29 protein-coding genes are annotated in these 26,596 nt (G+C 46.6%); 8 read left to right on the top strand and 21 right to left on the bottom strand.

The window, feature by feature from the left end:
* Positions 1-111: 111 nt before the first annotated feature.
* Positions 112-1,335, top strand: coding sequence for a Fic family protein (locus ACFSVM_RS24245; RefSeq protein WP_090724974.1), 1,224 nt, complete (start codon positions 112-114; stop codon positions 1,333-1,335).
* 143 nt (positions 1,336-1,478) lie between these two features.
* On the opposite strand, the gene ACFSVM_RS24240 is transcribed toward ACFSVM_RS24245, so the two are convergent.
* From ACFSVM_RS24240 to ACFSVM_RS24225, 4 genes are all read right to left on the bottom strand, one after another.
* Positions 1,479-2,825, bottom strand: coding sequence for a glycoside hydrolase family 5 protein (locus ACFSVM_RS24240; RefSeq protein WP_076314223.1), 1,347 nt, complete (start codon positions 2,823-2,825; stop codon positions 1,479-1,481).
* A gap of 25 nt (positions 2,826-2,850) precedes the next feature.
* On the bottom strand, positions 2,851-3,696 hold the full coding sequence (locus ACFSVM_RS24235; RefSeq protein WP_090724972.1) for a carbohydrate ABC transporter permease: 846 nt from the start codon (positions 3,694-3,696) through the stop codon (positions 2,851-2,853).
* A 19-nt stretch (positions 3,697-3,715) separates the two neighbouring features.
* The gene (locus ACFSVM_RS24230) at positions 3,716-4,606 is read right to left on the bottom strand and encodes a carbohydrate ABC transporter permease (RefSeq protein ID WP_083655987.1); all 891 of its coding nucleotides are present in this window, start codon (positions 4,604-4,606) and stop codon (positions 3,716-3,718) included.
* Between the two features lie 85 nt (positions 4,607-4,691).
* Complete coding sequence (locus ACFSVM_RS24225) at positions 4,692-5,984, bottom strand: ABC transporter substrate-binding protein (protein ID WP_090724971.1); 1,293 nt, start codon at positions 5,982-5,984, stop codon at positions 4,692-4,694.
* A gap of 248 nt (positions 5,985-6,232) precedes the next feature.
* Here ACFSVM_RS24225 and ACFSVM_RS24220 point away from each other — a divergent pair, with 248 nt between their 5' ends.
* Both ACFSVM_RS24220 and ACFSVM_RS24215 read left to right on the top strand, forming a co-directional pair.
* Positions 6,233-7,750, top strand: a complete 1,518-nt coding sequence (locus tag ACFSVM_RS24220) for a sensor histidine kinase (protein ID WP_379265045.1) — start codon at positions 6,233-6,235, stop codon at positions 7,748-7,750.
* Positions 7,751-7,774: 24 nt separating this feature from the next.
* Positions 7,775-8,476: a response regulator transcription factor gene (locus ACFSVM_RS24215; protein ID WP_177178733.1), complete on the top strand. Its 702-nt coding sequence runs from the start codon at positions 7,775-7,777 to the stop codon at positions 8,474-8,476.
* Positions 8,477-8,581: 105 nt separating this feature from the next.
* Here the strand turns inward: ACFSVM_RS24215 and ACFSVM_RS24210 are convergent, their stop codons facing one another.
* From ACFSVM_RS24210 to ACFSVM_RS24170, 9 genes are all read right to left on the bottom strand, one after another.
* Positions 8,582-9,097 carry a DinB family protein gene (locus tag ACFSVM_RS24210; protein WP_090724968.1) on the bottom strand — a complete coding sequence of 172 codons (516 nt, stop codon included), beginning with the start codon at positions 9,095-9,097 and terminating at the stop codon, positions 8,582-8,584.
* A 28-nt stretch (positions 9,098-9,125) separates the two neighbouring features.
* Positions 9,126-9,428: a VOC family protein gene (locus ACFSVM_RS24205; protein ID WP_256209742.1), complete on the bottom strand. Its 303-nt coding sequence runs from the start codon at positions 9,426-9,428 to the stop codon at positions 9,126-9,128.
* A gap of 112 nt (positions 9,429-9,540) precedes the next feature.
* Complete coding sequence (locus tag ACFSVM_RS24200; RefSeq protein ID WP_090724965.1) at positions 9,541-9,888, bottom strand: cupin domain-containing protein; 348 nt, start codon at positions 9,886-9,888, stop codon at positions 9,541-9,543.
* A gap of 218 nt (positions 9,889-10,106) precedes the next feature.
* Entirely contained in the window at positions 10,107-10,820 is a 714-nt protein-coding gene (locus tag ACFSVM_RS24195) for a glycosyltransferase (RefSeq protein WP_076314230.1), read from the bottom strand.
* A 2-nt stretch (positions 10,821-10,822) separates the two neighbouring features.
* Positions 10,823-11,557 carry a glycosyltransferase gene (locus ACFSVM_RS24190; protein ID WP_090724963.1) on the bottom strand — a complete coding sequence of 245 codons (735 nt, stop codon included), beginning with the start codon at positions 11,555-11,557 and terminating at the stop codon, positions 10,823-10,825.
* A 110-nt stretch (positions 11,558-11,667) separates the two neighbouring features.
* A complete protein-coding gene (locus tag ACFSVM_RS24185) occupies positions 11,668-11,919 on the bottom strand; it encodes a hypothetical protein (RefSeq protein ID WP_256209741.1) in 252 nt (83 codons plus the stop codon).
* Complete coding sequence (locus tag ACFSVM_RS24180; RefSeq protein WP_256209740.1) at positions 11,889-12,431, bottom strand: MerR family DNA-binding transcriptional regulator; 543 nt, start codon at positions 12,429-12,431, stop codon at positions 11,889-11,891. Before ACFSVM_RS24180 ends, ACFSVM_RS24185 begins: the two co-directional genes overlap by 31 nt.
* Entirely contained in the window at positions 12,422-13,159 is a 738-nt protein-coding gene (locus ACFSVM_RS24175; RefSeq protein ID WP_090724962.1) for an ABC transporter permease, read from the bottom strand. The genes ACFSVM_RS24180 and ACFSVM_RS24175 overlap by 10 nt, the downstream gene beginning before the upstream one ends.
* On the bottom strand, positions 13,159-13,878 hold the full coding sequence (locus tag ACFSVM_RS24170; RefSeq protein ID WP_090724960.1) for an ABC transporter ATP-binding protein: 720 nt from the start codon (positions 13,876-13,878) through the stop codon (positions 13,159-13,161). The genes ACFSVM_RS24175 and ACFSVM_RS24170 overlap by 1 nt, the downstream gene beginning before the upstream one ends.
* Before the next feature lie 160 nt (positions 13,879-14,038).
* Here ACFSVM_RS24170 and ACFSVM_RS24165 point away from each other — a divergent pair, with 160 nt between their 5' ends.
* Together ACFSVM_RS24165 and ACFSVM_RS24160 are read left to right on the top strand one after the other, a co-directional pair.
* Entirely contained in the window at positions 14,039-14,599 is a 561-nt protein-coding gene (locus ACFSVM_RS24165) for a pyridoxamine 5'-phosphate oxidase family protein (protein WP_076314235.1), read from the top strand.
* A 21-nt stretch (positions 14,600-14,620) separates the two neighbouring features.
* Positions 14,621-15,754, top strand: a complete 1,134-nt coding sequence (locus ACFSVM_RS24160; protein WP_090724959.1) for an SGNH/GDSL hydrolase family protein — start codon at positions 14,621-14,623, stop codon at positions 15,752-15,754.
* A gap of 79 nt (positions 15,755-15,833) precedes the next feature.
* On the opposite strand, the gene ACFSVM_RS24155 is transcribed toward ACFSVM_RS24160, so the two are convergent.
* Both ACFSVM_RS24155 and ACFSVM_RS24150 read right to left on the bottom strand, forming a co-directional pair.
* The gene (locus ACFSVM_RS24155; RefSeq protein ID WP_076314241.1) at positions 15,834-16,451 is read right to left on the bottom strand and encodes an acetate uptake transporter; all 618 of its coding nucleotides are present in this window, start codon (positions 16,449-16,451) and stop codon (positions 15,834-15,836) included.
* Between the two features lie 124 nt (positions 16,452-16,575).
* Positions 16,576-17,487, bottom strand: a complete 912-nt coding sequence (locus ACFSVM_RS24150) for a phosphatidate cytidylyltransferase (RefSeq protein ID WP_090724957.1) — start codon at positions 17,485-17,487, stop codon at positions 16,576-16,578.
* A gap of 144 nt (positions 17,488-17,631) precedes the next feature.
* Here ACFSVM_RS24150 and ACFSVM_RS24145 point away from each other — a divergent pair, with 144 nt between their 5' ends.
* Positions 17,632-18,177, top strand: coding sequence for a hypothetical protein (locus ACFSVM_RS24145; RefSeq protein WP_076314242.1), 546 nt, complete (start codon positions 17,632-17,634; stop codon positions 18,175-18,177).
* 87 nt (positions 18,178-18,264) lie between these two features.
* Positions 18,265-18,729 (top strand): DUF6944 family repetitive protein, encoded by a 465-nt coding sequence (locus tag ACFSVM_RS24140; RefSeq protein ID WP_256209739.1) that lies wholly within the window; start codon positions 18,265-18,267, stop codon positions 18,727-18,729.
* Positions 18,730-18,884: 155 nt separating this feature from the next.
* On the opposite strand, the gene ACFSVM_RS24135 is transcribed toward ACFSVM_RS24140, so the two are convergent.
* Genes ACFSVM_RS24135 through ACFSVM_RS24110 form a run of 6 tightly spaced genes read right to left on the bottom strand, consistent with a single transcriptional unit; the run spans position 18,885 to position 25,231 of the window.
* Complete coding sequence (locus ACFSVM_RS24135; RefSeq protein WP_379265037.1) at positions 18,885-19,703, bottom strand: Cof-type HAD-IIB family hydrolase; 819 nt, start codon at positions 19,701-19,703, stop codon at positions 18,885-18,887.
* Positions 19,696-20,760 carry an ABC transporter ATP-binding protein gene (locus ACFSVM_RS24130; RefSeq protein WP_090724956.1) on the bottom strand — a complete coding sequence of 355 codons (1,065 nt, stop codon included), beginning with the start codon at positions 20,758-20,760 and terminating at the stop codon, positions 19,696-19,698. The genes ACFSVM_RS24135 and ACFSVM_RS24130 overlap by 8 nt, the downstream gene beginning before the upstream one ends.
* Positions 20,757-22,508, bottom strand: a complete 1,752-nt coding sequence (locus ACFSVM_RS24125) for an ABC transporter permease (protein ID WP_379265034.1) — start codon at positions 22,506-22,508, stop codon at positions 20,757-20,759. Before ACFSVM_RS24125 ends, ACFSVM_RS24130 begins: the two co-directional genes overlap by 4 nt.
* Before the next feature lie 18 nt (positions 22,509-22,526).
* Positions 22,527-23,573 (bottom strand): ABC transporter substrate-binding protein, encoded by a 1,047-nt coding sequence (locus ACFSVM_RS24120; RefSeq protein ID WP_379265032.1) that lies wholly within the window; start codon positions 23,571-23,573, stop codon positions 22,527-22,529.
* Positions 23,570-24,469 (bottom strand): Cof-type HAD-IIB family hydrolase, encoded by a 900-nt coding sequence (locus tag ACFSVM_RS24115; RefSeq protein ID WP_379265030.1) that lies wholly within the window; start codon positions 24,467-24,469, stop codon positions 23,570-23,572. The genes ACFSVM_RS24120 and ACFSVM_RS24115 overlap by 4 nt, the downstream gene beginning before the upstream one ends.
* Positions 24,470-24,496: 27 nt before the next feature.
* Positions 24,497-25,231, bottom strand: coding sequence for an MBL fold metallo-hydrolase (locus ACFSVM_RS24110; RefSeq protein ID WP_379265028.1), 735 nt, complete (start codon positions 25,229-25,231; stop codon positions 24,497-24,499).
* Between the two features lie 224 nt (positions 25,232-25,455).
* Between ACFSVM_RS24110 and ACFSVM_RS24105 the strand changes: the two genes are divergently transcribed.
* A complete protein-coding gene (locus tag ACFSVM_RS24105; RefSeq protein ID WP_256209737.1) occupies positions 25,456-26,433 on the top strand; it encodes a sugar-binding transcriptional regulator in 978 nt (325 codons plus the stop codon).
* The last annotated feature ends 163 nt before the right edge of the window (positions 26,434-26,596 follow it).

The following is a 26,596-nucleotide window of genomic DNA, read 5'->3' as shown; positions in this document are numbered from 1 at the left end:
AAGGATTAATTCAGTCTATTTGCAAAAAAATAGATATTTTTATAATTAGATATAGACACCCTCTATTTTATATGTAAAATATTCTTTAAAATTAAACAAAGAGGTGTCGACATGAGGTATCTCTATAAAATATTTCATGAAAAAAATGCAACTGATTTTCAGATAAAATACAATGAGAGATTCAACTTTGATTCGACTAGCCGTTTTGGCTTATATATCAAACCGATGAACCAGCCCAATAACTATGAACTATATTATGTTCCTACCAATAATATGCTTCAAGTTGTGAGTAAGATCCATGCAGTGTCTGACCAATTTGAAAATATCTTTAATGAATTACCAACAGTTGCACAGAAACAATTTATAAACGAGTGCTTAGTAGAGGAATTATACAACACAAATGACCTTGAAGGTATAAGAAGTACTCGAGAGGAGATAGCGAGAAGTACTAGAGAAATACAGCTAAATAGAGGTTCAAATAAAAGATTTGAAAGCATGATTAAGTCGTATATACGTCTTCTGAATAATGACATCGTACCTCCAAAGACACCTTATAATATACGTGAAATATATGATGATATTACAAATGGTGAGATCGAGGAGCAGGAACTGCCTGATGGTAATATTTTTAGAAGTGAAACAACTTATATATTGAAAAAGTCGGGTACAGGCAAGGTCGTTCATCAAGGAATGACACCAGAGTCTGCAGTTATTAGTGCCTCAGAACAGTTATTACGGTTTATGAATGATAATAATGAGGTTCCTATGATGATCAAAATTGCTATAGGGCATTATTATTTTGGGTATATTCATCCTTTTTATGATGGAAACGGGAGAACCTCAAGATTTATTAGCAGTATCTATTTATCTGAAGTGCTAGGTAATATTTCAACACTTTCCTTATCAAGAGGATGCAATAAATATAAAAATAAATATTTGGATTCTTTTGAGATCACAAACAGCATAAAGAGCAGGGGTGAAATGAACTGCTTTATTGAGAACTTTCTGGAGATCATTCTAGAAACTCTTATACAAATGAATGCAGAATTAAAGGAAAAGAGTGAGTTGTTGAACTTAGCAAGTCGAAAAATAATGGAAGAGAGTATCTTGAAGGATCAGGATGGATTTTACGCGGAAGTCATGTTCGTGTTAGCACAAGACTACTTCTTTGATTCCAGTAGAGGTCTTACAATTAAAGAGCTCAGCGAAATATTTTCGAAATCAGAAGCAACATTAAGAAAAGTGATGAAGGAATTAAGTTCGTTGTCCCTCGTTGATCAGAAAGGCGAAAGGCCTGCATATTACTGTGTTAAGCAGAGTTACTTTGAAAGTTGAATTATAGATTATAAATAAGGACGGATAGGATTAGGCTTTTTTAGACAACTACAAAAAATCCCATCGTGGTAGCGGTAGAGTTTTTTCTACTGTCTACTATGATGGGAGCATATCATGCGCGGCCCAGTTCTTGTCTAGCTGCGTTAAGCCTTCGTATACTTTTCAACTACATCGACCAGCTCGCTCCAATGGTCACATTGATCCCAATGGAATGAGGAAGGAAGCTCGTAAATCTCTTCCCAGGAGCGTTTCTGCAGATAAGGCTTCAGGTTCTGCTCCACACAGATGACCTGCATGAGGGTTCTCATCCGGAACTGAAGCGGATAGCGCTCATCCTTCGAGATCGGTTTAAAATACGTTTCAGCCATATAATCGACTAACGCTTCTCCCTTTGACTGTTCCTCGTGCTGATTCCATACGAGCTTGATCTCCTCGGTCAGTTTGCGCCAAGGTGTTTCAATCTTAGGATACACAATGCCCATCACGGCAGCATCCTTATAGGTCCAGAGCGCCCAGGAGACATCGTTTGCTTCGCACAGCTCCAGCATGTCTTCAATGATCGTCATCTGAAAATCAATCTGCTCTTGATTGAACACCAGCCCAAGCTCACCACACCAGACAGGACGCTTGTACTTCTCGCGGATGCTGAGCAGCTGGTTGAAGGCGTCGGCAAAGATCTCTTTGCGGCGCGCCCGGTCCATTTCCTCGGTAAGCACAGCAGGTTCATCCACGAACGGATAGAAGTGGAACTCATATGCCACCTGCGGATCATCAATCGGATCCAGCATGGAGAAGTCGGTCGTGAACTTGTTACCCTCAATAAAGATAATATGATGCGGATCGTATTTGCGAATTTCGGCAATGACCTTCTCGTAGAACTCATTAAATGCTGCTGCATTGGTGACCATTGAAGGCTCGTTAACAATATCATAAGCAGCAATCCAAGGCTGATCCTTGTAGTACTGAGCAATATGTCCCCACAGTCCGATGACGGTATCGCGCAAAGCGCCATACTCCCAGAACAACGGTAGGCCGGAGGAGGTGTCCGCGTGCCAGTCCGGATTTTGCCCGCCTGGAACGGAGTGAAGGTCGAGCATGGCATAGATCTCGTATTTTTCACACAAAGCAACAATATGATCGAGATATTTAAAGCCGTCATTCTTGTATTCATGCGGATTTTGATCATCAATAAAGTATTTATAATTAAAAGGAATCCGAAGATGGTTGACGCCGATCTTTTTGAGAAACTCAAAATCCTTCTCATCGACATATTCCAGCAGGAATCGGTCAAAGAACTTGGCGCTGCGCTCTTCGCCATACACCTCGGCAAATGCCTTCTTAATCATGGTGTCTGTCCCAGGGAGTCCAATCATGAAATGCTCTAGGTTCATCCAGGACCCGAGTCCAAAGCCTCGAAATACGATTTTTTCTCCGTTCACCGTAAAATCTTCACCGCGAACCTGTACAAAATTGTGCAATAGATTAGTCATGATCATGTACTCCTTTTATCATGTGTTAGTTTTTCATGCCGGTTGTAGCTACGCCTTGAATGAAGAATCTCTCGCCGATCAGGAATACGATGATCATCGGAACAGTCGCAATTAATGTGCCTGCCATGAGTAACCCGTAATCCATGGTGTGCTCGGTCTGGAAGGATTTAAGACCCAGCTGCAAAGTCTTCAAGCTATCATCATTAAAGTAAATCAAGGGTGCCAAGTAATCGTTCCACATAAAAGTAAACGTAAAGATGGCGAACGTGGACAAGCCAGCCGCAGATAAAGGCATCACAATTCGCCAGAAAATCCGCCATTCATTATAGCCGTCAACCCGCGCCGCTTCATTCAGCTCATCAGGCAGACTCTTGAAGAATTGCCGCATCAAGAATACACCGAAGCCGCTGAACAGCTGAATCAGAATGTAACCAGTATGCGTGTTGTACAGTCCCAGGCTACTGACAATGGAGAACTGAGGCACCATAATAGAGTGCCAGGGCATCATTAGATTCGCCATGAAGAGGACAAAGATCGTATTCTTAAAGGGCACCTTGAGCTTCGCAAACGCATAGGCCGCCATGGAGCAGATGATCACCTGCAATACCGTGATCACCACGGACAGCTTTAATGTATTCAGAAAGTACTGGGCAAAAGGAATGGCCGTCCATACCTCTTTATAGTTGTTCAGGAACAGCGTCTCCGGAATCCAATTCATCGGGTTCTTGAACAGATCGACATCGGTCCGAAGCGATGCGGAGATCATCCATAAGAATGGGAAAAGTGCAGCTACTGAAAAGATAACGAGCAGAATTAACAGCAGGTAGTAAGAGGGCTTATGTCTCTTGACTGTATGAAATGCATTTATCATGTGTTCCTCCCTCCCCTCCTTAGTAAGTGACCCATTTCTTCTCGAGTCTGAATTGAATTAGTGATATAACCATAACGATGACGAACAAGACGATGGACATCGCAGAGGCGTATCCCATCTGATAATTGCTGAAGGCTTCCTGATAGATTCGGAATACGAGCACATTCGTTGAACGTCCCGGACCGCCGTCGGTCATCACCGATACAAGGTCGAATACCTGGAAGGAGTTAATGATCGTAAGAATGAGCACCATGAACAAGGTGGGTGACAGGGAGGGCAGCGTAATGTAAATGAACTGCTGAAACTTGTTTGCCCCATCAAGCCTTGCAGACTCGTACAAGTATGTTGGTATCCCTTGAATGCCTGCAAGCAGGATGATCATGTAGTAACCGAAGCTCTTCCATACCGCTACCAATACGATGGCAATCAGTGCCCAGGCCGAGGACATCAGCCATTCTGGCGGATTGGTTATTCCGATGGCCTTCAGGATGTAATTGATCGGACCCGACATCGGATTAAAGAGCAGACCCCATACGATGGCGATCGACACCATGGAAGTGATATGAGGAAAATAGAAGGCCATACGCAAATATTTGCGCAGATGCCATATGTTGTTCAAAGCTACTGCGGAGAGCAGGGCGAACAAGATCGTTAGAGGAACAAACAGAATCATGTAGATAAAGTTATTCTTAAGTGATATAAGAAAATAATCGTCCGTAAGCAGCTTGGTGTAATTGTCTACACCTATGAAATTGGGCTTGATATTGAAGCCGCCGTAATCGGTGAAGCTTAAGTACAAACCATAGATTAAAGGGATAAATATAAATACCGCAAACAGGATGAAGGCCGGTAGAATGAACAGTGTGCCTGCCATGTAGGATTTGTACTGGATTCGATGTCTGCCCGTCATCACAACAGCCTCCTTTGTCATTATTGATCTTACGTAGATCAGCCTGAGTCCGAGTGGGGACAGGCTGATCGCCATACTTCGTTATCTAATTCAAGACGGAGGATCTCTCCGCTTGGAAGTTTTGGATCGCCTGCGCCGCATCCTGCTCCTGGAACAGGAATAGATCGAGCTGCTCGCTGTACAAGTTATACACTTGATCGATCTTGGCAATCGGAGGCATTTCAACCAGCGTATTCGATTCGAAGAAATATCCGCTTCCTTCAAGGCCGGTGGCATTCAGGAAGGCTTCCTTCGTTGCATCACTAGAATAGGCAGGGAGGACACTTGCTTCTGCAATAACCGACTCCCCTTCCTCACCGGTTACGAATTTTACAAATTCATAGGCTGCGTCCACATTTTTGCTGGCTGGATTAATCCCCATATAGGTACTCACACCGCCAACGGTTATTGGGTCGGAGGTTCCCTCTGGGAGCGGAAGCGGAGCCATATCAAATTCAATATCGGTCTTGCCTGCTTCTATATCGGCCTTGAGCATATTGACAGTCCATTCACCATTGACCATCATGGCGACGTTCCCATTCTCGAACTGCTTGATCCAGTCGATGCTCTCTGCATTCATCTGCTTATAGCTCATATGAGATTGATCCTGGTAATACAGGCGATCCAGATAATTCATCCATTCCTCAATGGGGGCGAGGCTGTCGTCCAGGATCGTAGTCCCCTGCTGAATTGCACCAAGTGGTGAGATGATCCAGTCAGCGTAGTAGCCGCCCCACTGCTTGTCTGCTCCTTCGCCTTTTGTCAGGCTCTTCGCCAGCTCCGCGTATTCCTCCCATGTTAACTGCTCAGGATAAGGAATGCCTTGGGCATCAAAGAGCGCCTTGTTATAAAAGAGGGCATATTGAGACGTCCGATAAGGGAGCGCGTAATATTTCCCTTCGGTTAGCACCTCACTAATCTCCTGAAAGCTGGGACCGTAGGCGCTGACATCAAGATTATCCTCCTTCACCCGATCGGTAAGGTCCAGCAGCTGATTTTTGGTTGAAAACAGGCCAAGACTGGTTGTTCCGTTAACGCTGTATACATCCATTTTTGAACCGCCGGAGAGGTTGTTCATTATTTGCGTGTTATACTCATTTGCATTGTTGCTGATCGTATTCATATGCACTTCGATGTTGCTATTCTGAGCATTAAAGGCTTCAATGACCTTCTGCATGTAAGCTTCTTCATCCGTCCATGTGTAATATTCCAGAACGACTTTGCCATTCTCACCTGTACTGCCTTCTGAATCTGTGGCTGCTGAACTGCAGCCGACCAAGGCAAGTATTAGCACAGCAATCAGCGAGAACCTGAAATAGCCGTGTTTATTCTTCATCATAACGCCCCCAATTTTTTGTGGTATGCTCTAATAGTAGGGTGATCTTTGGTTAAGTGTAAGGTTGAAATTTTATCGTCCTACAGGTGGACGAAGGGAGAGCAGCGGTATATCAGGCTAAAATACAGCTCCAGTTGCGGATTTATTATGAAAACGCATTCCTAATAAGGTGTATATAATTTCAACCTTTACAGGTGAAGGAATGCACCATAAAATTAATTCATTTCACATCTTAGGGAAGGGTGGCATCTATGGTTATATTCTTCGTGCTGATCCTGTTTATTGTGATCGCGGTATTCTGCCTGACCCAGCAAAAATATACAAAGGCCACGCTGTTTATGCTGCTCATGGGCTTTTCCTTCCTCGTCGTCGTTTCCTGTATTATTACTTATTTGTCCAAGGACGCTTATTACTATTACAGCCTGGATCGTTACTTCGGTATCTCGAAAGAGCTGCAAAATGATTTGGTATTCTTGCCGATATCACGGTATGTATTGATACGAGTCTTTAACGTGTTCACCATGGTGTTTCTGTATGCGGGCCTTGCTTCTGCGATCTATTCTGCCTTTCACATCCTTCCCAAGAGGGGGGTATGGATTCTATCCCTCATCGCACTACCGTGTATCCTGCAGGTGATAATCTACGATCCGTCCGTATATACGGCCTTCTACTATGCAATGTACCCGGATTACATGACAGCACAGGGTATTGTCACTCTCTATGAATCCATTCATAAAGTGACTTGGACACTAAATACACTTTATATTGTGGCAGGCATTGTGCTTATTATTTATGCCTATTGTGATGCTCCCAAAGTCAGGCAGATCCGAAGCAATATACTAATGATTGTGGTGACCTATGTCTCCGTACAAATTACGTACTACTATATGAATTACTGGGCTCCTGACCTTATGGTCAAAGTGTCCAAAGCGGCCCATTTCATCAGCTTTAAACCCATCAATCTAGTGGGCAATCCGTCCATCTATACGCTGCTGCCTTATCTTGCGGGGGTGTGTGTGCTGCTCAGTTTATATTCCATCTACAAATATGCACGCCTGCAGAACAGCATTCGGAACCAGGAGACCGTGACATCGCAGAATATCGATTCGGCATTATTAACATCGCGTGTGTTCAGTCACTATATAAAAAATGAACTGCTGGCCATCATGGCGCAGACTGAATTTTTGGAGAGCATGTGTGAGAAGTCACCTGAGGTTGTAGAGGAAATTCAAGTGATCGAGCAGCGCTGCCGCAAGGTGTATGATCGGCTGAATGTTATTCATCAAAAAAATCTTAAATCCCAGATGGAGCTTAAACCGGTTCCCTTGACAGAGCTAATGGACAAGCTGCTCGGCGATATGAGTATGGAGCTCAGAGATATTCAGCTGAACTACAGCAAGCCGCAGAAACCGCTGACGATCATGGCAGACTCTTATTATTTTTCGCAGGCCATCGAAAATATTATGTCTAACGCCGTTGACGCTCTGAAATTTGTTCCGGACAAATCCAGACAAATCGATGTTAGAATGAATGTGAAGAACAAGTGGGTCGAGCTGATCATTCAAGATAACGGAACGGGTATGGAAGAGGACAAGCTGGAGCACATTTTTCAGCCTTTCTACTCGTCAAAACCAACGGCGACAAATTGGGGAATGGGATTATCGCTCTGTCATACGATTATTACGTCACATGGTGGTAAGATTCATGCCAGCAGCACACAGGGAGAGGGGAGCTCATTTCATATTGTTATGCCGTTACTCTTAAGATGATATATGGAAGGAGATGAGACATTCGTGAGTACGCCACAGATTAAGGTTCTGATTGTTGAAGATGATGATCTAATTTGTAAGCGATACCAAATGATCATGTCCAAGGATGAGGAGATTGAGTGCGTAGGGAGAGCAGCAAGTGGATACGAAGGAACGATGCTGGCTGCGCTGAATAAGCCGGATGTCATACTCATGGATATTGAACTGGAGGATAAGCAGGCCGGGCTTAGAGCTACGGAGGAGATTCTGAATTACATGCCGGAGATCAAAATTGTCATGCTAACCGTATGCGAGACGGATGAAACGGTATTTCGTGCGTTTGAGCTGGGTGCAACGAATTATTTACTCAAAAATATGCCAGCCGATTCTATACTACAGGCAGTGAAGGATGCTTATAACGATCGACCTGCTCTTCACTCGAATATTGCCGGCAAGATTACTAGGGAGTTCAAACGGATCAAGACGACAGAAGACAGTCTGCTGCACAACTTTTTTATCTTCACCCAGCTGACCCCGACTGAGCTTGAGGTGCTGGAGCTGTTGATGAAAGACTATACACGGCAGGAGATATGCAAGCTCAGACATGTGGAGCCTTCCACTCTAAAATCACAGATTAACAGTATTCTAAAGAAGTTCAAGAAGAGCAGTGTGCAGGAGATTGTGCCCGTGCTCAGAGAGCTGCACATTCCAGAGATCCTTGAGCAGCGTAAGGAGAAGTCGTCATAATTCTGCTGAGCAGGTGTTTTTTAGAATGGCTATGTTAAATTAAAGCCGCCTGGTAAAAAGGCGGCGTATTGAGCTATCGTTTCTACGTTAGCTTAGTGAATTATTTCATAAGCCTGCCTCCGCAAGCTTCTGGTCCAGTCTTGCCTTTTGGCGCAAATGATGCCTGCTGTGCATGCCAATCATTTCAAACCATTCACGCGCATTAAGCCAGCCAAACCAGCCATGACGCACCTTGCAAGCAGGATTCGCCCCACGTACGTGTTCCTCCCAGTATTTCAATTTCTTTAGCACCTGCTCCAGGCCGGCTATGATCTCATCCTTACTATCGGGGTTACGGGTCCTGTTGACCGGTTCCTCAAGTTTCACACGGACATCGGGCCACGCTTTTTCGAGAAACGCCTTTGTTCCGTCTTCAGTCTTGTCTCCATGTTCTTCTTGTGCCGCTATAGTACAAGTGTGAATATGACCGATGTACTCTTCCGCTACATCGATCACGTGAATATACATTTGTCCAATCGACCAAACGTCTTCTTCAGATTTATACCGTAACTGGTCTATCGTATATTCAGCCAGACTTCGCTTATATTGCTCGATAATAGCCGGGGAATCATTATTTATCATACAATTTTCACCACTCACTTCAAAGTCGTTAAAGCACCTGCGCAATCTCCCAAATATACCCGTCAGGATCGGCAAAACATGCCGTCCGCCGCCCCCAGGGACGTGTTATCGGCCCATTCAACAATGTAACGCCCCGCATTACCAACTCATTGCATAACCGGTCAACGTCAGGCACTTGGATGGTAAACAGGAACCTTGCTCCATCCCCGACACGCCCAACCTGAGCCGGATCAATCAACTCTTGGGCATTCGATTGATTTAAGAGATTAATGCATGTATTTCCGTAATCTAATACCGCGCAGCTCTCGTCTTCGTACCCATCTACATCCACCCTTATTATTTATTAGTAAACTCCCTTAACCATTCCAGACTTCGCTTGGTTGAAATTTTCTGTTTGCAATATGTTTTCGACGTTCTTATTATACTAACCTGCCCAGATAGCTTTATAGACTTTCTGCTGTTTTTCCAGATATATCGTTAGAGGATTTTTCAAAACATAAATTAACCGTTCTTTCATTAGACCTAGTACGATGCATAACATTACGTGGAATAGTAATAATTTCTCCAGGTTTGAGTGATATCGTCCTATCTTCCAGATCAATGAAAAGTTCTCCATCAAGAACCATGAACAACTCATCACAATCTTCATGCTTATGCCAATGATATTCACCATTAATAACAGCAATACGTAGGGCATGATCATTTACTTCATTCACAATCCAGTTTCTATATTCGGATATCTCCTTAGTAATGTCATATAAATTAATCTTTTCAAGATGTCCTTCTTTCATTTCTTAAAACCCCTTTACGAAAGTGATGTTGAATATTATATAGCTGAATTAGAATTCCTTATTAATGAATATACATCACAATTTCAGTTCATTAAACGATCCTGCCTGTTAGCTTAACAAGAATAAGCAGAAAGCCGAAGCGTTTGTTCGCAAATATCAACAACAAAGTTTTACAAAGCCTTAAAAAAATAAAACCGCTAATGGAGAATATTATCCACTTAGCGGCTTACAAACGTCTTAATATCATTGACTCCAGGTACCTGATCCCCTTTCTTCATGAGCCTTCTATCACTAACAATCCATGTATGATCCTTGGAGCCCTTTCTTCGAATCGCAGCAAAGTGGTAGGGGCTTCCTGCATAAATGGAATAACCCTTGGCTCGGCACAGGGAGCAGAACTTCACACATTCACCGCGCGACCGGTTCGGGAAGCTCACCGCATCAAATACCTCACGTTTGAAGAGGAGTGTCGCCCCCTGTACCTCAGATACGTAACGCTCGGCCATATCACGATAACGATAAAGCACAAGTTTTTTGCTGCTTAAATATACATAGTGGGCTCTCTTTCCGACGATATCTGCTTTTGTTTTACGCAGCGTATGCATGCTGTCTTTCAGGTAATCCGGTGCATAATAATCGTCATCATCAAACTTGGCAATATAGGGATACTTGGCCATGTTGACTCCATAATTAAGACAGTTGCCCAAGGATACATGCTCAGGCTGTCGATAAATTCTTATATTTTTATAAGGCTCGGCAGCTTTAATATAATCTTTCATTTTCAATTCCTTGTGGTTCAGGATAATAATGAGCTCTTTGTGTTTGTAGCGCTGACTTATAAAATTCTCAATGAGGTTGTCCATACAGTAATGTCTTTTGGTACAGACGATAATGGAAACGCCGTAATGTGAAGAACGCTCCTTTTTTGCCATACTCACACTCCCTTTGGCTTACGTTTAACAAATTTCTTGAAATTGTGAACGCCGGGAATAGACTTATGATGAGCAATAAGCTCTTCGTCATTGATAATCCAAGTATGATCGGCCGAATTCTTTCTTCGAATTGCAGCGAAGTTATGTTTGCCGCCAGAGTAGACCTTGAATCCTTTCTTCTTGCTTCTTTTGCAAAACAGGTCATCTTCTCCCACGTTTTGATCAGGGAAGGAAACCTGTTTCAGAACCTTTCGCTTGATCATCAGGGTAGCGCCCGGAAGTTTGGAGACAACCTTGTTCTCATCATTCGCAAATCGCAGTATTAAAGTTTTGGAGCCGCGCAGATACATATAATGAGCCCGCTTGCCCAGTACATCGGCGCCACTCTTCTGAAAGGTCAGAAGGCCTTCGGTTAGGTAATCAGGGGCATAGTAATCATCATCATCAAACTTGGCGACATAATTATATTTTGTTTTTTTTACAGCAAGGTTAAGGCAGGTGCCGAGGGAGTAGTGCTCAGGGACACGGAAGATTTGCACATGACGGAGATGCTTAGCGGCTTGCTCATAGGGTTCAAGTGATATGGCATCGTTGTTAACGACAATAATCAGTTCTTTTTTTGAATGACGCTGTCTGGTGTAATTTTTGAAGAGCTGTGCTACATAGCTTTGGCGCTTCGTACAAGTGATGATCGACACGCCTTGTTTCAATATGGATCGCTGACGTCTGTTTTCCACTCGATCACTCCCTTCATCCACAGGAATCTTACAACTATACTCTATGGTATGAAGATGAAAGATTAGTAGAAACGGTTATCTGACCAAGGGAGTGGCCTAAATTCACAAGACTAATGTGGTCTCTCATAAAGATGCTTGTACTCATAAAAGAGAGCAATAGCCGACTTTGCCCCTTGGATTGCTTCGAGCAAGGATTGGATTAGACGGTCTGTAACCGTTACAACATCCTCTTCATTTGAAGGAGAGTTAAGAATAGTAATGACATCTGTAGGAAGCTGATCAAGCTTGCGAAGCAAACGGAGAATGGCTTGGAGAGAGTAGTGGGCGCTTCTTAGCCCCCGAATAATTTGCAGCCTGGACAATTCTTTTCCCCATAAATACGGTGTCCGTTCTTAAGTCGCGGGATCACAATCAGCCCATTGCGTTCCCAGTTTCTTAACGCTTCTGTCGTCACTCCTAAAATATGAGCTGCTTCTGTTCGTGAGTATGTCTTATCTCCTGTTGGAACATCCTCATGCAGCCATTTCTCCACGGCTTCTGCCGCGAGCAGAGCATGCTGATATTCGCTTTTTAGATGGGATAGATACTCGTGAGTCAAATGTAACGCCTGTGGGAATTGTTCTTTCCCAGAAGTGGTAACAATCTCTCTTGCTTTATTACGGATGTCACCTTGTACAATCTCGCATTGAAACAGAATTCGGGCAATCTTCATCTGAAAGAGATGAAGGTCTGAATACACACGGTACCCATTGGTAAGCCGAGGAACAGGAGAGATGTATCCCCATTCCTCATAGACTCTTACCGTATTGGGATGCACAGAGGCGAGAGCGGCAATCTCTGAGGTCTTGTACAACGGATAACGACCTACTTCCATCTAAAATATCGAATCGTGATCCCCATAGAGAGGATGATACAAATTCCTAGAATTCCAATGTGCAGGAGACTGTTTGAGAGTGCGGTTCCTGTACTGACGTCCTTTAATAAATGAATGCCATGGGCAAGCGGAAACACATCCATTCCCCATTGCAGAAAAGACGGCATAATCTCATACGGAATGGTTGCTCCTGAGAATAACAGCATCGAGAAGTAGGCTGCGGAGCTCCAAAGGTTGGCGGACTTGGTATCCCGAACAAGGCTGCCAATCAGTGTGCCAATACTGAACATGGATATAAGAACATATAAATAAGATATCAGGAACAACGGCCAGGAGCCCTGAAGCTCAAAGCCAAACGCATAGATGTAAACGAGTGTAACGCCAATAAATGAAATGACAGCTGCAATCATCTGAACAAGTCCCTGGGCAATGACGATCTGAAGAGGGGATACAGGTGTAACCTGCAGTCTCTGCAGAATTCCCCGGTGACGATAATCGGCAAGTGTCAGGGACAAGCCCATCACCCCGGTTGCCAGTATACCAATCGTTATGACCGATGCGTACGAAAGGTCAAAGTTAGACGCACCGCTCCCAGCACTGTCTTTACTCAAGGTATATCCAAATATAGACCCAAGTATAATGGGAAATAAAATCCCGAAGATGAGTATATCGATACTCTTCCAGACGAGCTTTGCTTCAATTTTAAAGAATGTCATAAAAGAATTCATCAGTAGATGTCCCCCTCTGTTCCTGCAAAATGTAAATATGCTTCTTCCAATGATTGCGTACCGCTGAGCTCAAGTGCTTCAGGTGTCGTCCCTTGAAAGACGGTGTTTCCTTTATTAAGAATAAGGATTTCATCGCACAGGATCTCCACCTCATCCATGTAGTGTGAAGTAAGAACCATGGCCATCCCTTGTTGTTTCATATCCAGCAGTCGATTCCAGAGCATGCGGCGTGCTCGAGTATCCAGACCTGTCGTCAGCTCATCAAGAAATACCAGCTTAGGTCTGGGAATGAGCGCAAGAAGAACAGCGAGTCTTTGCCGTTCCCCACCAGAGAGTGTTTTGACGAGCTGATCTGATTTGTCCTCGAGTCCAAAAATACGTAGTAACTCGTTAATATCTGCCGTTTGCTGGTATAAGCTCTTCCACTGGCGGCATGAGTCCTGAACGGTTATGTTTTCCTGAAACTGCGTGGATTGCAGCTGGACACCAACCTCTTGAAAAACATGCTTCCTCTCCTTGATCGGGGATTTGCCTAGAATGGCAAGCTCGTCATACTGGCTCTTCTCCATGCCTAGAACAGCGGAAATGGTTGAAGATTTACCGGCACCGTTAGCTCCTAGCAGCCCAAGCACCTTGCCTGATTCAAGTTCGAAGCTGATATGATTGACGGCATGAGTAGAGCCGTAGGTAACAGATAAGTTTTTAACGTTTAGTACCATATGAAGTGCCTCCTTCGTTTTTGGGTGAGAAGCAACTATATCAGAAGAAGCGCAGGGTGGTGTCTTATTGGAGGGTTTGGCAGCAGGAGAATACACCAGGGGATGGAATTGTAATATGAGAATTGCCTGATTCACAACAACATAGGGGAGGTAGATTAGAATGGCAAAGCAGTTCCCGGCCTTACTGCCAGAGCATGTTGAGTTTATTGGAAAACAGCATTTGTTCTTTGTAGGTTCAGCGGCTCTATCACCAGATGGGCATGTTAATCTTTCACCCAAGGGCTATGATACGTTTCGTGTGCTGTCCGAGAATCAAGTCGCTTATCTCGATCTGACCGGAAGCGGCAGCGAGACGAGCGCACATATCAAGGAAAATGGGCGGGTAACCATCATGTTCTGTGCATTCGAGGGCCCGCCTAATATATTGCGGCTGTATGGAACGGGAAACGTAGTGCTGCACGGGACGAAGGAGTGGGAGGAGTTGTATCCCAAGTTTGATCCGCTTCCCGGATCAAGGCAGATTATCATCGTCGACGTACATAAAGTGCAGACTTCCTGCGGTTACTCTATTCCGTTCATGGCATATGAGAAGGAGAGAGATACACTCCAAAGATGGGCTGATCAAAAAGGGGAAGAAGGGCTGAAGAGCTACTGGGAGCAGAAAAACAGCGCAAGCATTGACGGTTTGCCGACTCCGCTCGGAATCCAGCTTAATAAGTGAGCAATAATAAGGAGTGAAGTCATGAAAGAAGATCCGAATCTGCAAACTCATCAGCTATCCGATGTTCCTCATCTTAAGGTTCACGGCCGTACGACAGGCAGGCTCGCACCACTCACCTTATTCTGGACGGGGAGTGGCATTGAACTGAACAGCACGGGCTCCGAGCTGTGGCTCGAAGTCGAAGTGGACTACAGCCAGCATGAACAGTGGATCTCTATTCTGATCAACGGGGTGCCGGCAGCAAGACAGATGCTCACGCACGGCAGGTACTGGATCTGCTTATTCAGAGGGATGAATGATCGTACGGTCAAAAATGTGCGAATCGTGAAGGAGGTTCAGGCCATGAGCGCCGATCCTGATGCCTTGCTGCAATTCCATGCGGTCAAAGGCAATGGGCAGTTTATGCCTGTTCCCGAGCGTGCTGTGAAGCTGGAATTTATCGGCGACAGCATCACTTCCGGGGAAGGAGCTATTGGCGCAAAATTAGAGCAGGACTGGATTCCGATGTGGTTTAGCGCGGTAAGCAATTACTGCGGGTTGACGGCCGCAGCGCTCGATGATGCGGAATACCGTATCCTGTCCCAGAGCGGCTGGGGTGTGCTCACAAGCTGGGATAACAATCCGAAGGCGAGCATGCCGCAGTATTATGAGCAGGTGTGCGGACTGCTGCCAGGAGAGCGAAACCGGGAGCTCGGTGCGCAGGAGCCGAACGATTTTGCCGCATGGCAGCCGGATGTCATTGTGGTCAATCTGGGTACGAATGATGGCGGTGCCTTTCACTCTCCCGAATGGCGAGATGAAGCAGGAGGAGCGACCCACAAACAGCGGTTAAATTCGGACGGAACATATCATAAGGAAGACTTACAGGCGTTCGAGAACGCGGTAGAGCAGTTTCTCGTCACCCTTCGGAAGAATAATAAGGAGGCTCATATCGTATGGGCCTACGGTATGCTCGGAACACCGATGATGCCGGCCATTTATCGGGGGGTGGATGCTTACCTGTCGAGATCGGCCGATCGGAAGGTATCTGTGTTCCAGATGCCGAACATGACGGAAGCGACCATGGGCGCGAGAAGTCATCCCGGTGCGTTGGCTCACGAGGAAGCCGCCACAGCATTAGCAGGGTATATTAGAGGCATTCTTCCATCTAAATAACAGGCTATATACAAACAGGCCATCTCCCGGATATCGGGAAACGGCCTGTTCTGATGCATACCGGTTTAAACCAATAGCTTTATTTTTTGAAAATGCCAAATGCTCGTCCCACAGGCAGGAAGGTCCGTCCAAAGTGCGTATTAAGCACAGCAGCGCCCGCTCCATACAAGGATAGAAGTCCGATACCCATCTCTGCATAGGCTGCCAGCGTGTGGAAGACGTGAGGAGCAATGCCGAAGGCATCCAGCGTCAAGCCGAGGAAGAGCAGATCGATCAGTACGAAAATAAAGAACAGCACTTTATGTGTCTCCATAGCTCCAATAGTCATAAATACGCTGAAGATCAAATAGCCGGCAAAAGCAAAGCCCAGTTGTCTGCCATCTGCTGCACCTGCAAGCTCCTCCCCGAACACGCCCATGTTCGTCAGCCAGCTGGCAGCTGTAGCAAACCAGAAGAAGGCATAAGCTCCAAAGGCGGTCATGCCGAAGGTGTTATTGTGCTTGGCGTCCAGCATGCTTGCGAACAATTGAGCGAAGGCTCCTAGAAAAATAGCCCATGGGATAACCAGGCTGAGGCCCTCGGTCAAGCCCAGCTTCTGCGAAGAAGCAACCAGTGTAACAATAGCCAGGCCGAATAGGCCGATACCGCTCGGATCAGCCGTTACAATCTTAACTTGAGTCGATGATGCATTTGACATGTTGTTTGTTAATGCCTCCAGTAATCTAATATAGGTGCATTCATTTCATTAATTTCTGAAAATTATGAAAAAAATCATGCTGAATCATTTTAGCGCATCAGGACATTTTAATCTACTACAAATATTACATAAAATCGAAGAAATACCGGATAAAGTGAAACAGCACCGGCGAAGTGTAGGTTAAGCTGTCAATTTGACTGAGATAGCCTTTCTTCGGTGCCTCCAGCTTGTCGCCTCCGAGCAGCAGGTCCCGCTTCAGCACGGAGATCGTTAAGCTGCCGAAGAATCCGCTGAGGCTGATCAGCATACCTGTAATTAGGCCAAACTTCAAATCGAACGGCGTCAGGTGAGGATAGGCAAAATAAGCAGCAGCTGTCGTCACGAGAAACGCGCAGGCAAACCCCTCCCATGTTAAATAGGGATTGGATGTGGGTACGATTTTTCGCTTGCCAAAATAGAGAGACGCTAAATAATGAACGACATCACCCAGCTGTGTCAGCAGCACGAGATACAAGACGATTCCAGCTCCATACTCGGGCGCAGCGAACTGATAATAGGCCAGGTGACTGAGACCGAACACCATCAGCATAAGCCCCCACTGGGTAGAGCTGACGCTGCGTACAAATCCGATCGTGCCTTTGTTAATCAGCCGCGGAAGCGGAAGGAACAGGAACACATACACGGGAATAAAAATAATAAACATGCCGTACCAGCCAATGTAAATCCAATAGAACTGCACCGGAATTGACAAATAGGCCCACAGAAACAGTCGGCGGTCTGCCTTCCTCGTCTTGATCATAGAGAAGTATTCCCGCAGGGAGAAGAAACATAGTACCATAAGCGATAAGAGCGAAACTGCTGGAGTGAACAGGGTAGCCAGACAGAAGATGAAGAACATGCCCCACCAGGTCTTGATCCGCTGGCCGATTGCCTTGTAGTCCTTGTCAGGCTGAACCCTGCCGATGATATGATAGATAATATGGATTGCAACTAACAACGTAAGAATAACGATAAGCGTAGGTAAAGAACTGCTCAATGTGATGTCACCAACTTCTTCAAATTCTCGGCTATAATGAATGAAAACTACGGATAGAAGACCTTGATTATTCGAAAATTCCACCATTAGGATCATATGTTATTATGAAGGAATAGGTCAATCTTGATAAGGGGAAATTTCAAAATGGAAGCTTCACGCTCAGTTTATATATTGCTTACGAATACAGGGACGCTCTTTACGAAGATGATCCAGAGCTATACAAGGGCTCCCTATAATCATGCCTCCATTTCATTTGATCGGGAACTCTCCGAGCTGTACAGCTTCGGCAGAAAGCATCCGAATAATCCGCTGAATGGCGGATTCGTCAAGGAGGATATCAAGACGGGTACGTTCAGCAAATATCCTGGTACGACATGCGTTCTGTATGAGCTGAGGGTCACCGACCGGGAAGTAGTGAAGATGAAGAGAGTGCTGCAGATCTTTATTCGCAGTCATCGTAAATATATTTACAATATCCTCGGTGTGATTGGCATTACGTTAAAAGAGCCAGTTGAGTTCAGCAACTCTTACTTCTGCTCCCAGTTTGTCGCTGAAATCTTACAGCGGTCCGGAATCAAGCTGTGGAATAAGCTGCCTGCACTAGTGACACCGGATGATTTTCGCCAGTGTGACCGGCTGAAGCTGATCTATGAGGGCAAGCTGAGCGAGTACGAACCTGATCATGGATAAAATCTAGCAAAATATCTTTATCCTCGCGGACACCGGCTGCATATGCTATAGAAACTTACAGCACTCAGGAGAAAGCAGGGATGTACTGTGCCCGCCAAGCGACAGCAGCAGAAGCGGCTGGAGCGGCGCCAGCTTCCACAGCAGAAGAAGCAGCTGCCACAGCCGATCAAGCGGAATAACTCCAAAAAGTCCCCGCGGAAGAGGCAGCAGGGCCAGCAAAACCAGGCTAATGAGCAGTCTGAGCAAATCCAGCAGGATATTAATGTACAGCTTGCGATATATACATGGCTGCAGGCAATCGGCACGAACATCACAGCGATTGGACAGACCAAGATCCTGTCGAGAAGCACGGAGGTACAAGACGAGGGACAGAACCTGGTGGTTATAGGAAACATTATTCAGTCCATCGCCAATGCAGTCCAAACCGAGCTTACCTTGCAGCAAACCCCCTTTGTCACGAACAAGAGCGCCAACAACTGGAATGCCTTCGGCAGCCTGCTGCAATCCATTGGGAATTCAATTCAGGCGATCGCGACAGAAGCATCGGACTAAGATGATGAAGTATGCGTTTGGTCTAATGGCCAAGAAGGCAAAGAAGAAAGAGCCTATCCATTCAAGGAAGGGCTCTTTTTGCTCTGAGCATCCACTGCATCTAGATCCATGCGATCAAGGCCTTAAGCAGTCATTTCGTGCATATTTATCATGAATCAAGGGAGCAAGCCTACCATCCGCAAGCCGTTCGCGATCCCATCCTTGTCTACATCGGTAGTGACATATTTGGCGTGCTGCTTGACGGCTTCCGGCGAATTCCCCATCGCGACGCTGTTCCCGATATACTGTAGCATCTCCATATCGTTCAAATTGTCCCCGAACGCATAGGCCTCCCTCGGATCATATTGCATATAATGGAGGAGCTGTTTGATTCCATTCGCTTTGGAGCCGCCGCCAGGGAGGACATCCAGAGAATAAGGATGCCAGCGGACAAATTGAAGCGAGGTGAACCTCTTCCTGTATTGCCCTTCCTCATGCTCCGGACAAAACAGCATGCTCTGATAAATGCTCCGCTGGTGGTAGAAGTCCGGATCATACTCGGGATGAGGATACTTCAGGGAGCCCATGCATTCCTCTACATATGGATCATAAGCCTGGCTGGCTCGCATCGTTTCATGATCCAGATATACGAGGGCATGGCCTGATTGTTCCGCAACAGCAGCAAGCCTGGACAACTCATCCGTCAGATGCGGATTGGCATAGACGAGCTGATCATTCAGAACGACATACTGGCCGTTAAATCCCACATATGAATGAATTTCCAGCTCTGCTGCTACGGCTTGCAGCATGAATGGAGAGCGGCCGGTTGCAAGGACAATCTCATGACCTGCTGCTTTCAACTCATAGATTGCTTGCCTGGAGGATGTGGGAATCCGTTTGTTATAATCCAGCAGTGTCCCATCAATATCAAAGAAAATTAATCGTTTCGCAGACGTGCTCGTCCTGGTTCCATGAAGCATGCCTTGTTCATACATAGCTTTTTTCCTTCACCGGTTTCTGAAGGGGGATGGATAGGGTCACCGTGTCTCCGATTTGCAGGGGCACCGGTGAAACGACTTCCAGCTGCTGCGCTCCTGACTGAATATCGTAGATAAACTCCTTCCCTTGAAATTGTACGTTCGCAACCGTTCCCTGCAATCCAGCTGTGCTGTCTGAGGCGAGCTCAAATTGATCAGGGCGTACGGGGTAAGTCCCGTTCTCTTTGAAGTAGGGGGAGATCTTCTCGCCGGTCCAAGGCAGGCCGGTCTCCGCCCCATCAGGGAAGAAGCCATTCGGTGTCCACTGCCCGTGTACAAGATTCGATTTCGAGACAAACTTTGCTACAAATTCGGTTTGCGGATATAAATAGATCTCTTCGGGTGTTCCAGCTTGCTCTATCTGTCCATCCTTCATCACAATGATGCGATCGGCCATCGCAAGTGCTTCACTTTGGTCATGTGTAACATACACGATAGCGGATCTCGTCTTCCGATGGACGGATTGGATTTCCCGTCTCATATCCATGCGGAGCATCGCATCCAAGCTGCTAAGCGGCTCATCCATCAGTAATAGAGACGGCTCTGAAGCAATCGCCCTCGCAATCGCTACGCGCTGCTTTTGTCCGCCGGACAGCTCATGCGGCATGCGCTTGGACAAGTGCGACAGCCCGACAAGCTCAAGCACATCCTTAATCCGTTTGTCTTCATGTTCCCTTATAGATGAAGGTGTCTCCTTGTGGTTTCGGATCGGAAACTGTACATGCTCATATACATTCATATGCGGCCACAGAGCAAAATTCTGAAACACCATCCCGATGCGCCGTTTCTCCGGCGGGGTCAGCCCATGTGCGCTGGCAACGACTTTGTCCTGAATACGAATCTCTCCGGAGGAGGGCTGTTCAAAGCCGGCAAGCATGCGAAGCAGTGTTGTCTTCCCACAGCCGGAAGGACCGAGGATGGCAACAAACTCGCCTTCTGCAATCGTTAAATTTACGGATTTGAGTGCCTGGAATCGGCCAAAGGCTTTGCATATTTCATTCAGCTGTATACTCATAATCGAACTCCTTTGCGTCGGGATAAATACTGGATGAGCTGGAGCAGTCCTGCTCCAATAATGATGAGGAACACGATCAGGCTCGATAAGGCTGTAGAGTACAGTGTATCGCCTGCCTGCTCAAAGCTGAAGATCGTAACCCCGATTGTTTGGGAGCCGGAAGAGTAGAGCAGCGCAGAGACGGTTAGCTCCGTCAGAGCTGTCAGAAATACGAGCAGCGCTCCGCTCAGAAGACCGGGCAGCAGGAGCGGGAGCAGAATGGTCCTCCACTTGGTGAACATACCAGCACCCGATACACGGGCTGCCTCTTCCATCGATGCGTCAATTTGCATAAAGGCAGTGACTCCTGCCCTGATCTGCAAAATGAGGAAGCGGCAAATATATGCGATGAAGAGAATCGTCACCGTTCCATAGATGCCTGGGTTCCAGCCAGGGATTGGCTCCATCCAGACGAGAATCATTGACAGGGCAAATACGATGCCGGGCAGCGTGTATGGAATCGAGATGGCCAGCTCAGCGGCTTTGTTCAGCCTCGAAGGCTTGCGAACCCGCACATAAGCAAACAGTGTACCGATGATCAGGCATGCAAGCAGGGTGAACAAGGAGAGCATAAGGCTGTTCGTAATGGCCTGCCAGATTTTTGAATTCTCGAACAGAATATATTTGTAGTTGTCCAGTGTCAGCCCTTGCAGGCTGAAGCCTCCGCCATATGAGCTTCTCAGCGAAAGAGATACCATGGAGAAGAGAGGAACGATGGTAATTCCAATCAGTCCTATCCAGATAAGGGAACTGATCCAAGCCCGGTGTTTGCCGAGGAAGTAGCGCGGCTCTTCATCCATCATGATCGTATCGGATGTCTTGCTCTTCCGTACAGACAACCATTGCAGCCAAGTGCCAGCGATCGCGACCAAGCCCAATATGACGGACAGCGATGCGCCTCTTGCAAAGGCAGAGGGACCAAAGCCGATGATTTCTTCATAAATTAGTGTGCTGAGCACGCTTATATTGACGGGAGATCCGAGGAAAGCCGGAATCCCGAAGTTGTCAAGAGATGCCAGGAATACGAGCAGACCGCCTGCCGTAATGCCCGGAAGCGCTAGGGGCAGCGTAATTTTGACAAAGGTTTTGACCCTGCCTGCTCCGCCCGCTTTGGCCGCCCATTCCAGATCGCGCGGAATTTTCTTGAGTACACCCGTCGTAAACATATAGACAAGCGGAAAGTGATGGATGCCCATGACGAAGATGATGCCTCCGGTGCTGTACATACTCCAAGGCTTGGCATCTGGATTAAACAGCTGCAGGAAGCTTGCCATCAGACCCTGAGATCCCATGAACGAAGACCAGGATAGAGTCAGAACATAAGAAGGCAGTACAAAAGAGAGCAGGATCAGAAGATGAAGCAGCCGTTTATGCTTAATATCTGTGTAAGCCATGAACCAGGCAGCGCACAGCCCCATCACCAGGGAGAGCACCGTCGATCCAAGTACAATGACAAAGGTGGATTTGAGCGTATTCCAGAACCGATCCTGCCGAAAAAGCTCGCTGTAAATACCGAGTGTGAAGCCTTCCTCTCCCCTAAAGCTAAGCAGTAGAAGCTGAATGATGGGGAGGATAAAGAAGAACAGCGTCAGTAAAATGCCTATAGCTGTTCCCGTCTTCTTGTAAACTGAGGGTGACGAGAATAGGGAAGAGCGGGCGGCCCGCTCATTCCGTTTCTGTTCGGCCTTTGCCGTGTTTCTGTCCAGCATGTATGATCGCTCCGTTCGTTAATTTCCGAACACTTCTGTAAATTTCTCTTTGTCAGCCTCGCGCTCGCTCGTAAGTGTGGCAAGATCACCGCTCATGACTTTGAACTCAGAGAGGCTCTTCAGCCCTTCTGGAGGCGCAATGCCTTCACGAATTGGAGTATAGCCAATCTCTGCTGCCAGCTCCTGTCCTTCTTCAGACAATACAAAGTCTACAAATGCTTGTGCTGCTTCCTTGTTATCGGTATTTTTCATAATGGCAATCGGCTCAGTAATAATCGGTACGCCTTCCTCCGGATAGCTCAGCTCAATTGGGGAGCCTTTGGCTTTTTCACGGGCCACAAGGTAATCGACGACCATGCCGTAGCTTTTTTCACCACTTGCAACAGATTTGAGTACTGCGCCGTTTCCTTTGATTACGGAAATATGGTTATTCTTCAAGGACTCCAGATACTCCCATCCAAAGCCGTCTGTCCGTGAGAATACACCAATGTTGTATGCGGCTGCACCGGAATACAGAGGACTTGGCATGATTGCTGCGTCCTTGCTTGCTTCCTCAGTCAGAGTGTTCCAGGAAGTCGGAGCAGATGCCACCTGATCGGTATTCGTTGCAATGACAGTTGCCATGACCTTGGTTCCCGTGTAAGCACCGTCCGGATCTACCAGCTCGTCAGGGATACTTTCAGCTTCAGGAGAGGTGTAGGAGAGCAGCAAGTCTTGCTCCTTTAATCCTTCAAAAGTGACCGCGTCGGCAAGCAGGAGCAGGTCGGCTTGAACCTCGCCAGCCTGATTCTCGGCTTGCAGCTTAGCTGTTACTTCCTCTGTACCTGAACGGAAGGTTTCTACTGTTACATCCGGGTATTTCTCATTAAAGGCGCTGACCAGCTTGGTTACGTCCTCTTCTGGCTGGGAGGTGTAGAAAGTCAGCTCGCCGGATACGGAAGGAGCAGATGAGCCAGCAGCTTCATTTGATCCTGTATCGCCGCCGGAGGTGGTGTTATCCTGGGCACCGCATCCGGTAAAGATCAGCATTGCAGCAAGAACAGAAAAGATCGCACTTTTTTTCATAATATATTTGAGCTCCTTTTGTCTTCATATTTGGATTGGGTTGGCAACAAATAGTTCTTTACGGCATACGTAATGCCGTCTTCCTCATTGCTTAACGTTACGACATCGGCGGCCTGCTTAATGGAATCCTTGGCATTGCCCATTGCGATACCGAGCCCTGCCCACTGAAGCATGGACAGATCATTGTCATAATCGCCGGCTGCCGCGACTTCGGACGGATGCAAGGAATAATAGCGGGTTACATGCTCTAGAGCAGCGCGTTTACATACTCCCTGAGCATTGACGTCAAAGCGCCGCCTGCCGGTCCTCGTAATGGTGAAGCAGCCCCATTCGTACAGCTCGTCCATTAAGCCTTCAATTTGATCAGGGGAATCACAAATGACTGTAGCTTTGTAGATTGGCGACGCAGAAGTGCGTGCAAAGGCATGCAGATCTCCTACAGGCTGTACTTGGATGTATCCGGCTTGCTCCTGATAATGCTCCTCTGTAAGCGGCTTATCCGGCTGTACGACGACATTGGCGAGCGGCCAGCGCATATTCATCTCATTTAATTCTTTGACATAGAGCACATTGTAGCCGTAAAAGTGGACATAGGCTCCTCTGCTCTCTGCTAGATGCACAAGCCGCAGCAGATCGGGAGCAGGCAGCGGAATGCCATGAATAAGCTCACCGGAGGCTTCATCCATAATGACGGCTCCATTCAGGGCAATAAGCCGGGCATTCATATCTGCCGCTTGGGCATGCAGCCATACCGAGGCAGGAAATCGACCAGATGCAATGGTGACAAGGATATCCTTATTCATGAGCGCTCGGAGCGAGGCATGTACAGACTCTGTTATGCGTTTGCTTGGATCAAGCAGTGTGCCGTCCATATCAAGTGCCAGTAATTTATACATAGGTGGGCCCTTCCTTTGTCCTTGGATTCATAGGGTGTACACATGAGCAGTGTCCGGGAGCTCCACGGGGCCCTCAAATGCTGCACTTGCGGACTGAAGCATGCTGTCAAAATCGCCGTCACCAGGCAAATGCACGAGGATTAGTTTTTTTACATTAGCTTTGCTTGCAATGGTTCCTGCCTGGTGTGCGTTCATGTGACCCAGTCCTGAGGTATGAACACTGCCGTCACAGATTGTCGCTTCACAGAGGAAGAGGTCTGCATTCTGTGCGATATCAATAAGAGATTCACAGTAGGAGGTATCCGCAGAGTACACAATCACTTTCTCTCCATACGTGATCTTGACAGCATAGCAGGGAATGGTGTGGCGGACAGGAACGAATTCAATTTTTGCTCCGGCCACGAAAATAGGCTGCTCCTCCTCAATATGGACAATTTCAGAATGATCCCCATAGAGCGTGTTCAAGATTCCCGCAGGCTCGGCTGGCGCATAGATCGGCAGCCTTCTGTTCATTCTTCCATTGCGCAAAGCACCAGTGGCTGCATACTGTAGGATGCCGATATCGGCCATATGATCATAATGGAGATGCGATAAGATCACGCCATCCAGCTGCTCCACTCTTGTATATTTGGCAAGCTGGCTCATGACTCCGCTGCCGCAGTCCAGAAGCAGCTGTCCCTCCCCGGTTTGAATGAGAAATCCTGCTGTAGCTCCATCTGCAGCTGGATACCCTCCCCAGTACCCTAGTATTTTGATCTTCATGGACTTCACCTCAAAATGGTTGTAAAGTAGATTTACATTTGTTCCTCGACAAAACAATTGTAAAAGAGATGTGTTTATGAGGCGTTAATGTAATGTTAAATTTCTGTAAAGCAGTCGCTTGTACGGCGGATGAATATTTTCCAGCAGTGCATTTATATAGTAGAGTGAATATATGGATAAGAAGTTGCTGCAGCGAAATCTCAATAGTAAGGGTGAATGTTGAATTGAACGACGAATACGACAAGGACCTCGTAAAAGTATGCAAGCTCTACTACTATGAAGCTTGGACGCAGGAGAAAATAGCGGAGAAAATAGGGGTGTCCCGGCCGATCATCTCCAAAATGCTGCAAAAGGCCAGAGAGAAAGGGATTGTCGAAATCATTGTGCATGACGAATCCCATCAGACGGCTGAACTGGAGAAGCAGCTGGAGCTGAGATATCAGCTGAAAAGGGTGTTGGTCGTGCCGACGAGAGACCTGAACAAAGAGCTGGTTACAAGCGCCGTCGGTAAAGCAGCAGCCCAGTTCGTTCAGAAGCTCATTAAGAATGGGGACCGAATCGGAGTGTCATGGGGGAATACACTGTTTCACATGGTGCGGGAGTTCCCCCTCGACAAGAAAGAGAACGTGAAGGTTATCCCTCTGATCGGTGGAACAGGAAATGAGAGAACAGAGGTTCATTCCAATCAGATTGCTTATGAGCTGTCCAAGAAGCTGGGCGGAAGAAGTGAATCGCTATATGCTCCTTCCATGGTGGAAACAGAGGAGCTGAAGGAACAGCTAACCCACCTTCCTCATATCCAGTCTGTTCTTGCAGAAGGGAAGCGGGTGGATTTGGCTGTCGTTGGCATCGGAAATCCGTATACCATGTCGACTCTGGAGCGGTTCGGCTACCTGTCCGAGCAGGTGCTGAGCGAGCTGAAAAAGCTGGGCACTGCAGCAGACATCAACTCCCGGTTCATCAACCATTACGGCCAGGTTGTAGATCATTCCATCAACCGTAAGGTGATCGGCATGAACCTCGAGCATCTGAAGCAGGTTGGACAAGTTGTGGGACTCGCTTTTGGCATGCACAAGATTGAGAGCATAACGGCTGCACTTCGCGGAGGCTGGATCCAAATGCTGGTCACCGATGAAGCGACAGCCGTACAATTAATAAACAGCGAAGAGCATAGCACTAGTAGGAAACAGACGGATGATTAGTCCGTCTGTTTTTTTGCGGGAAAGTTATTGACGCCATATGGTAAATAAAGTTAGAATACAAATGTTAACTCAATTATTTAGTAATTAATATTGTTATTAATTATATGATAACGGAGGTGAACAGTTCTCCACACGCCGGCTATGGATGGTTTAGTCTAATCTT

This window comes from Paenibacillus shunpengii, assembly GCF_042684905.1.
In the GTDB taxonomy this organism is placed as follows: Bacteria; Bacillota; Bacilli; order Paenibacillales; family Paenibacillaceae; genus Paenibacillus; species Paenibacillus shunpengii.
The sequence above is the reverse complement of the archived record's forward strand: the minus strand, read 5'-3'. Positions and strand labels throughout refer to the sequence as shown.

Coding starts and splice junctions, on each gene's coding strand:
- ACFSVM_RS24125 (WP_379265034.1), bottom strand. CDS start 22,508: ATGCTGGACAGAAACACGGCAAAGGCCGAACAGAAACGGAATGAGCGG.
- ACFSVM_RS24110 (WP_379265028.1), bottom strand. CDS start 25,231: ATGAAGATCAAAATACTAGGGTACTGGGGAGGGTATCCAGCTGCAGAT.
- ACFSVM_RS24135 (WP_379265037.1), bottom strand. CDS start 19,703: ATGTATGAACAAGGCATGCTTCATGGAACCAGGACGAGCACGTCTGCG.
- ACFSVM_RS24180 (WP_256209740.1), bottom strand. CDS start 12,431: ATGGAAGTAGGTCGTTATCCGTTGTACAAGACCTCAGAGATTGCCGCT.
- ACFSVM_RS24170 (WP_090724960.1), bottom strand. CDS start 13,878: ATGGTACTAAACGTTAAAAACTTATCTGTTACCTACGGCTCTACTCAT.
- ACFSVM_RS24145 (WP_076314242.1), top strand. CDS start 17,632: ATGGAAGCTTCACGCTCAGTTTATATATTGCTTACGAATACAGGGACG.
- ACFSVM_RS24160 (WP_090724959.1), top strand. CDS start 14,621: ATGAAAGAAGATCCGAATCTGCAAACTCATCAGCTATCCGATGTTCCT.
- ACFSVM_RS24155 (WP_076314241.1), bottom strand. CDS start 16,451: ATGTCAAATGCATCATCGACTCAAGTTAAGATTGTAACGGCTGATCCG.
- ACFSVM_RS24210 (WP_090724968.1), bottom strand. CDS start 9,097: ATGATAAATAATGATTCCCCGGCTATTATCGAGCAATATAAGCGAAGT.
- ACFSVM_RS24200 (WP_090724965.1), bottom strand. CDS start 9,888: ATGAAAGAAGGACATCTTGAAAAGATTAATTTATATGACATTACTAAG.
- ACFSVM_RS24120 (WP_379265032.1), bottom strand. CDS start 23,573: ATGAAAAAAAGTGCGATCTTTTCTGTTCTTGCTGCAATGCTGATCTTT.
- ACFSVM_RS24175 (WP_090724962.1), bottom strand. CDS start 13,159: ATGAATTCTTTTATGACATTCTTTAAAATTGAAGCAAAGCTCGTCTGG.
- ACFSVM_RS24230 (WP_083655987.1), bottom strand. CDS start 4,606: ATGACGGGCAGACATCGAATCCAGTACAAATCCTACATGGCAGGCACA.
- ACFSVM_RS24115 (WP_379265030.1), bottom strand. CDS start 24,469: ATGTATAAATTACTGGCACTTGATATGGACGGCACACTGCTTGATCCA.
- ACFSVM_RS24245 (WP_090724974.1), top strand. CDS start 112: ATGAGGTATCTCTATAAAATATTTCATGAAAAAAATGCAACTGATTTT.
- ACFSVM_RS24240 (WP_076314223.1), bottom strand. CDS start 2,825: ATGACTAATCTATTGCACAATTTTGTACAGGTTCGCGGTGAAGATTTT.
- ACFSVM_RS24195 (WP_076314230.1), bottom strand. CDS start 10,820: ATGGCAAAAAAGGAGCGTTCTTCACATTACGGCGTTTCCATTATCGTC.
- ACFSVM_RS24235 (WP_090724972.1), bottom strand. CDS start 3,696: ATGATAAATGCATTTCATACAGTCAAGAGACATAAGCCCTCTTACTAC.
- ACFSVM_RS24165 (WP_076314235.1), top strand. CDS start 14,039: ATGGCAAAGCAGTTCCCGGCCTTACTGCCAGAGCATGTTGAGTTTATT.
- ACFSVM_RS24130 (WP_090724956.1), bottom strand. CDS start 20,760: ATGAGTATACAGCTGAATGAAATATGCAAAGCCTTTGGCCGATTCCAG.
- ACFSVM_RS24220 (WP_379265045.1), top strand. CDS start 6,233: ATGGTTATATTCTTCGTGCTGATCCTGTTTATTGTGATCGCGGTATTC.
- ACFSVM_RS24225 (WP_090724971.1), bottom strand. CDS start 5,984: ATGATGAAGAATAAACACGGCTATTTCAGGTTCTCGCTGATTGCTGTG.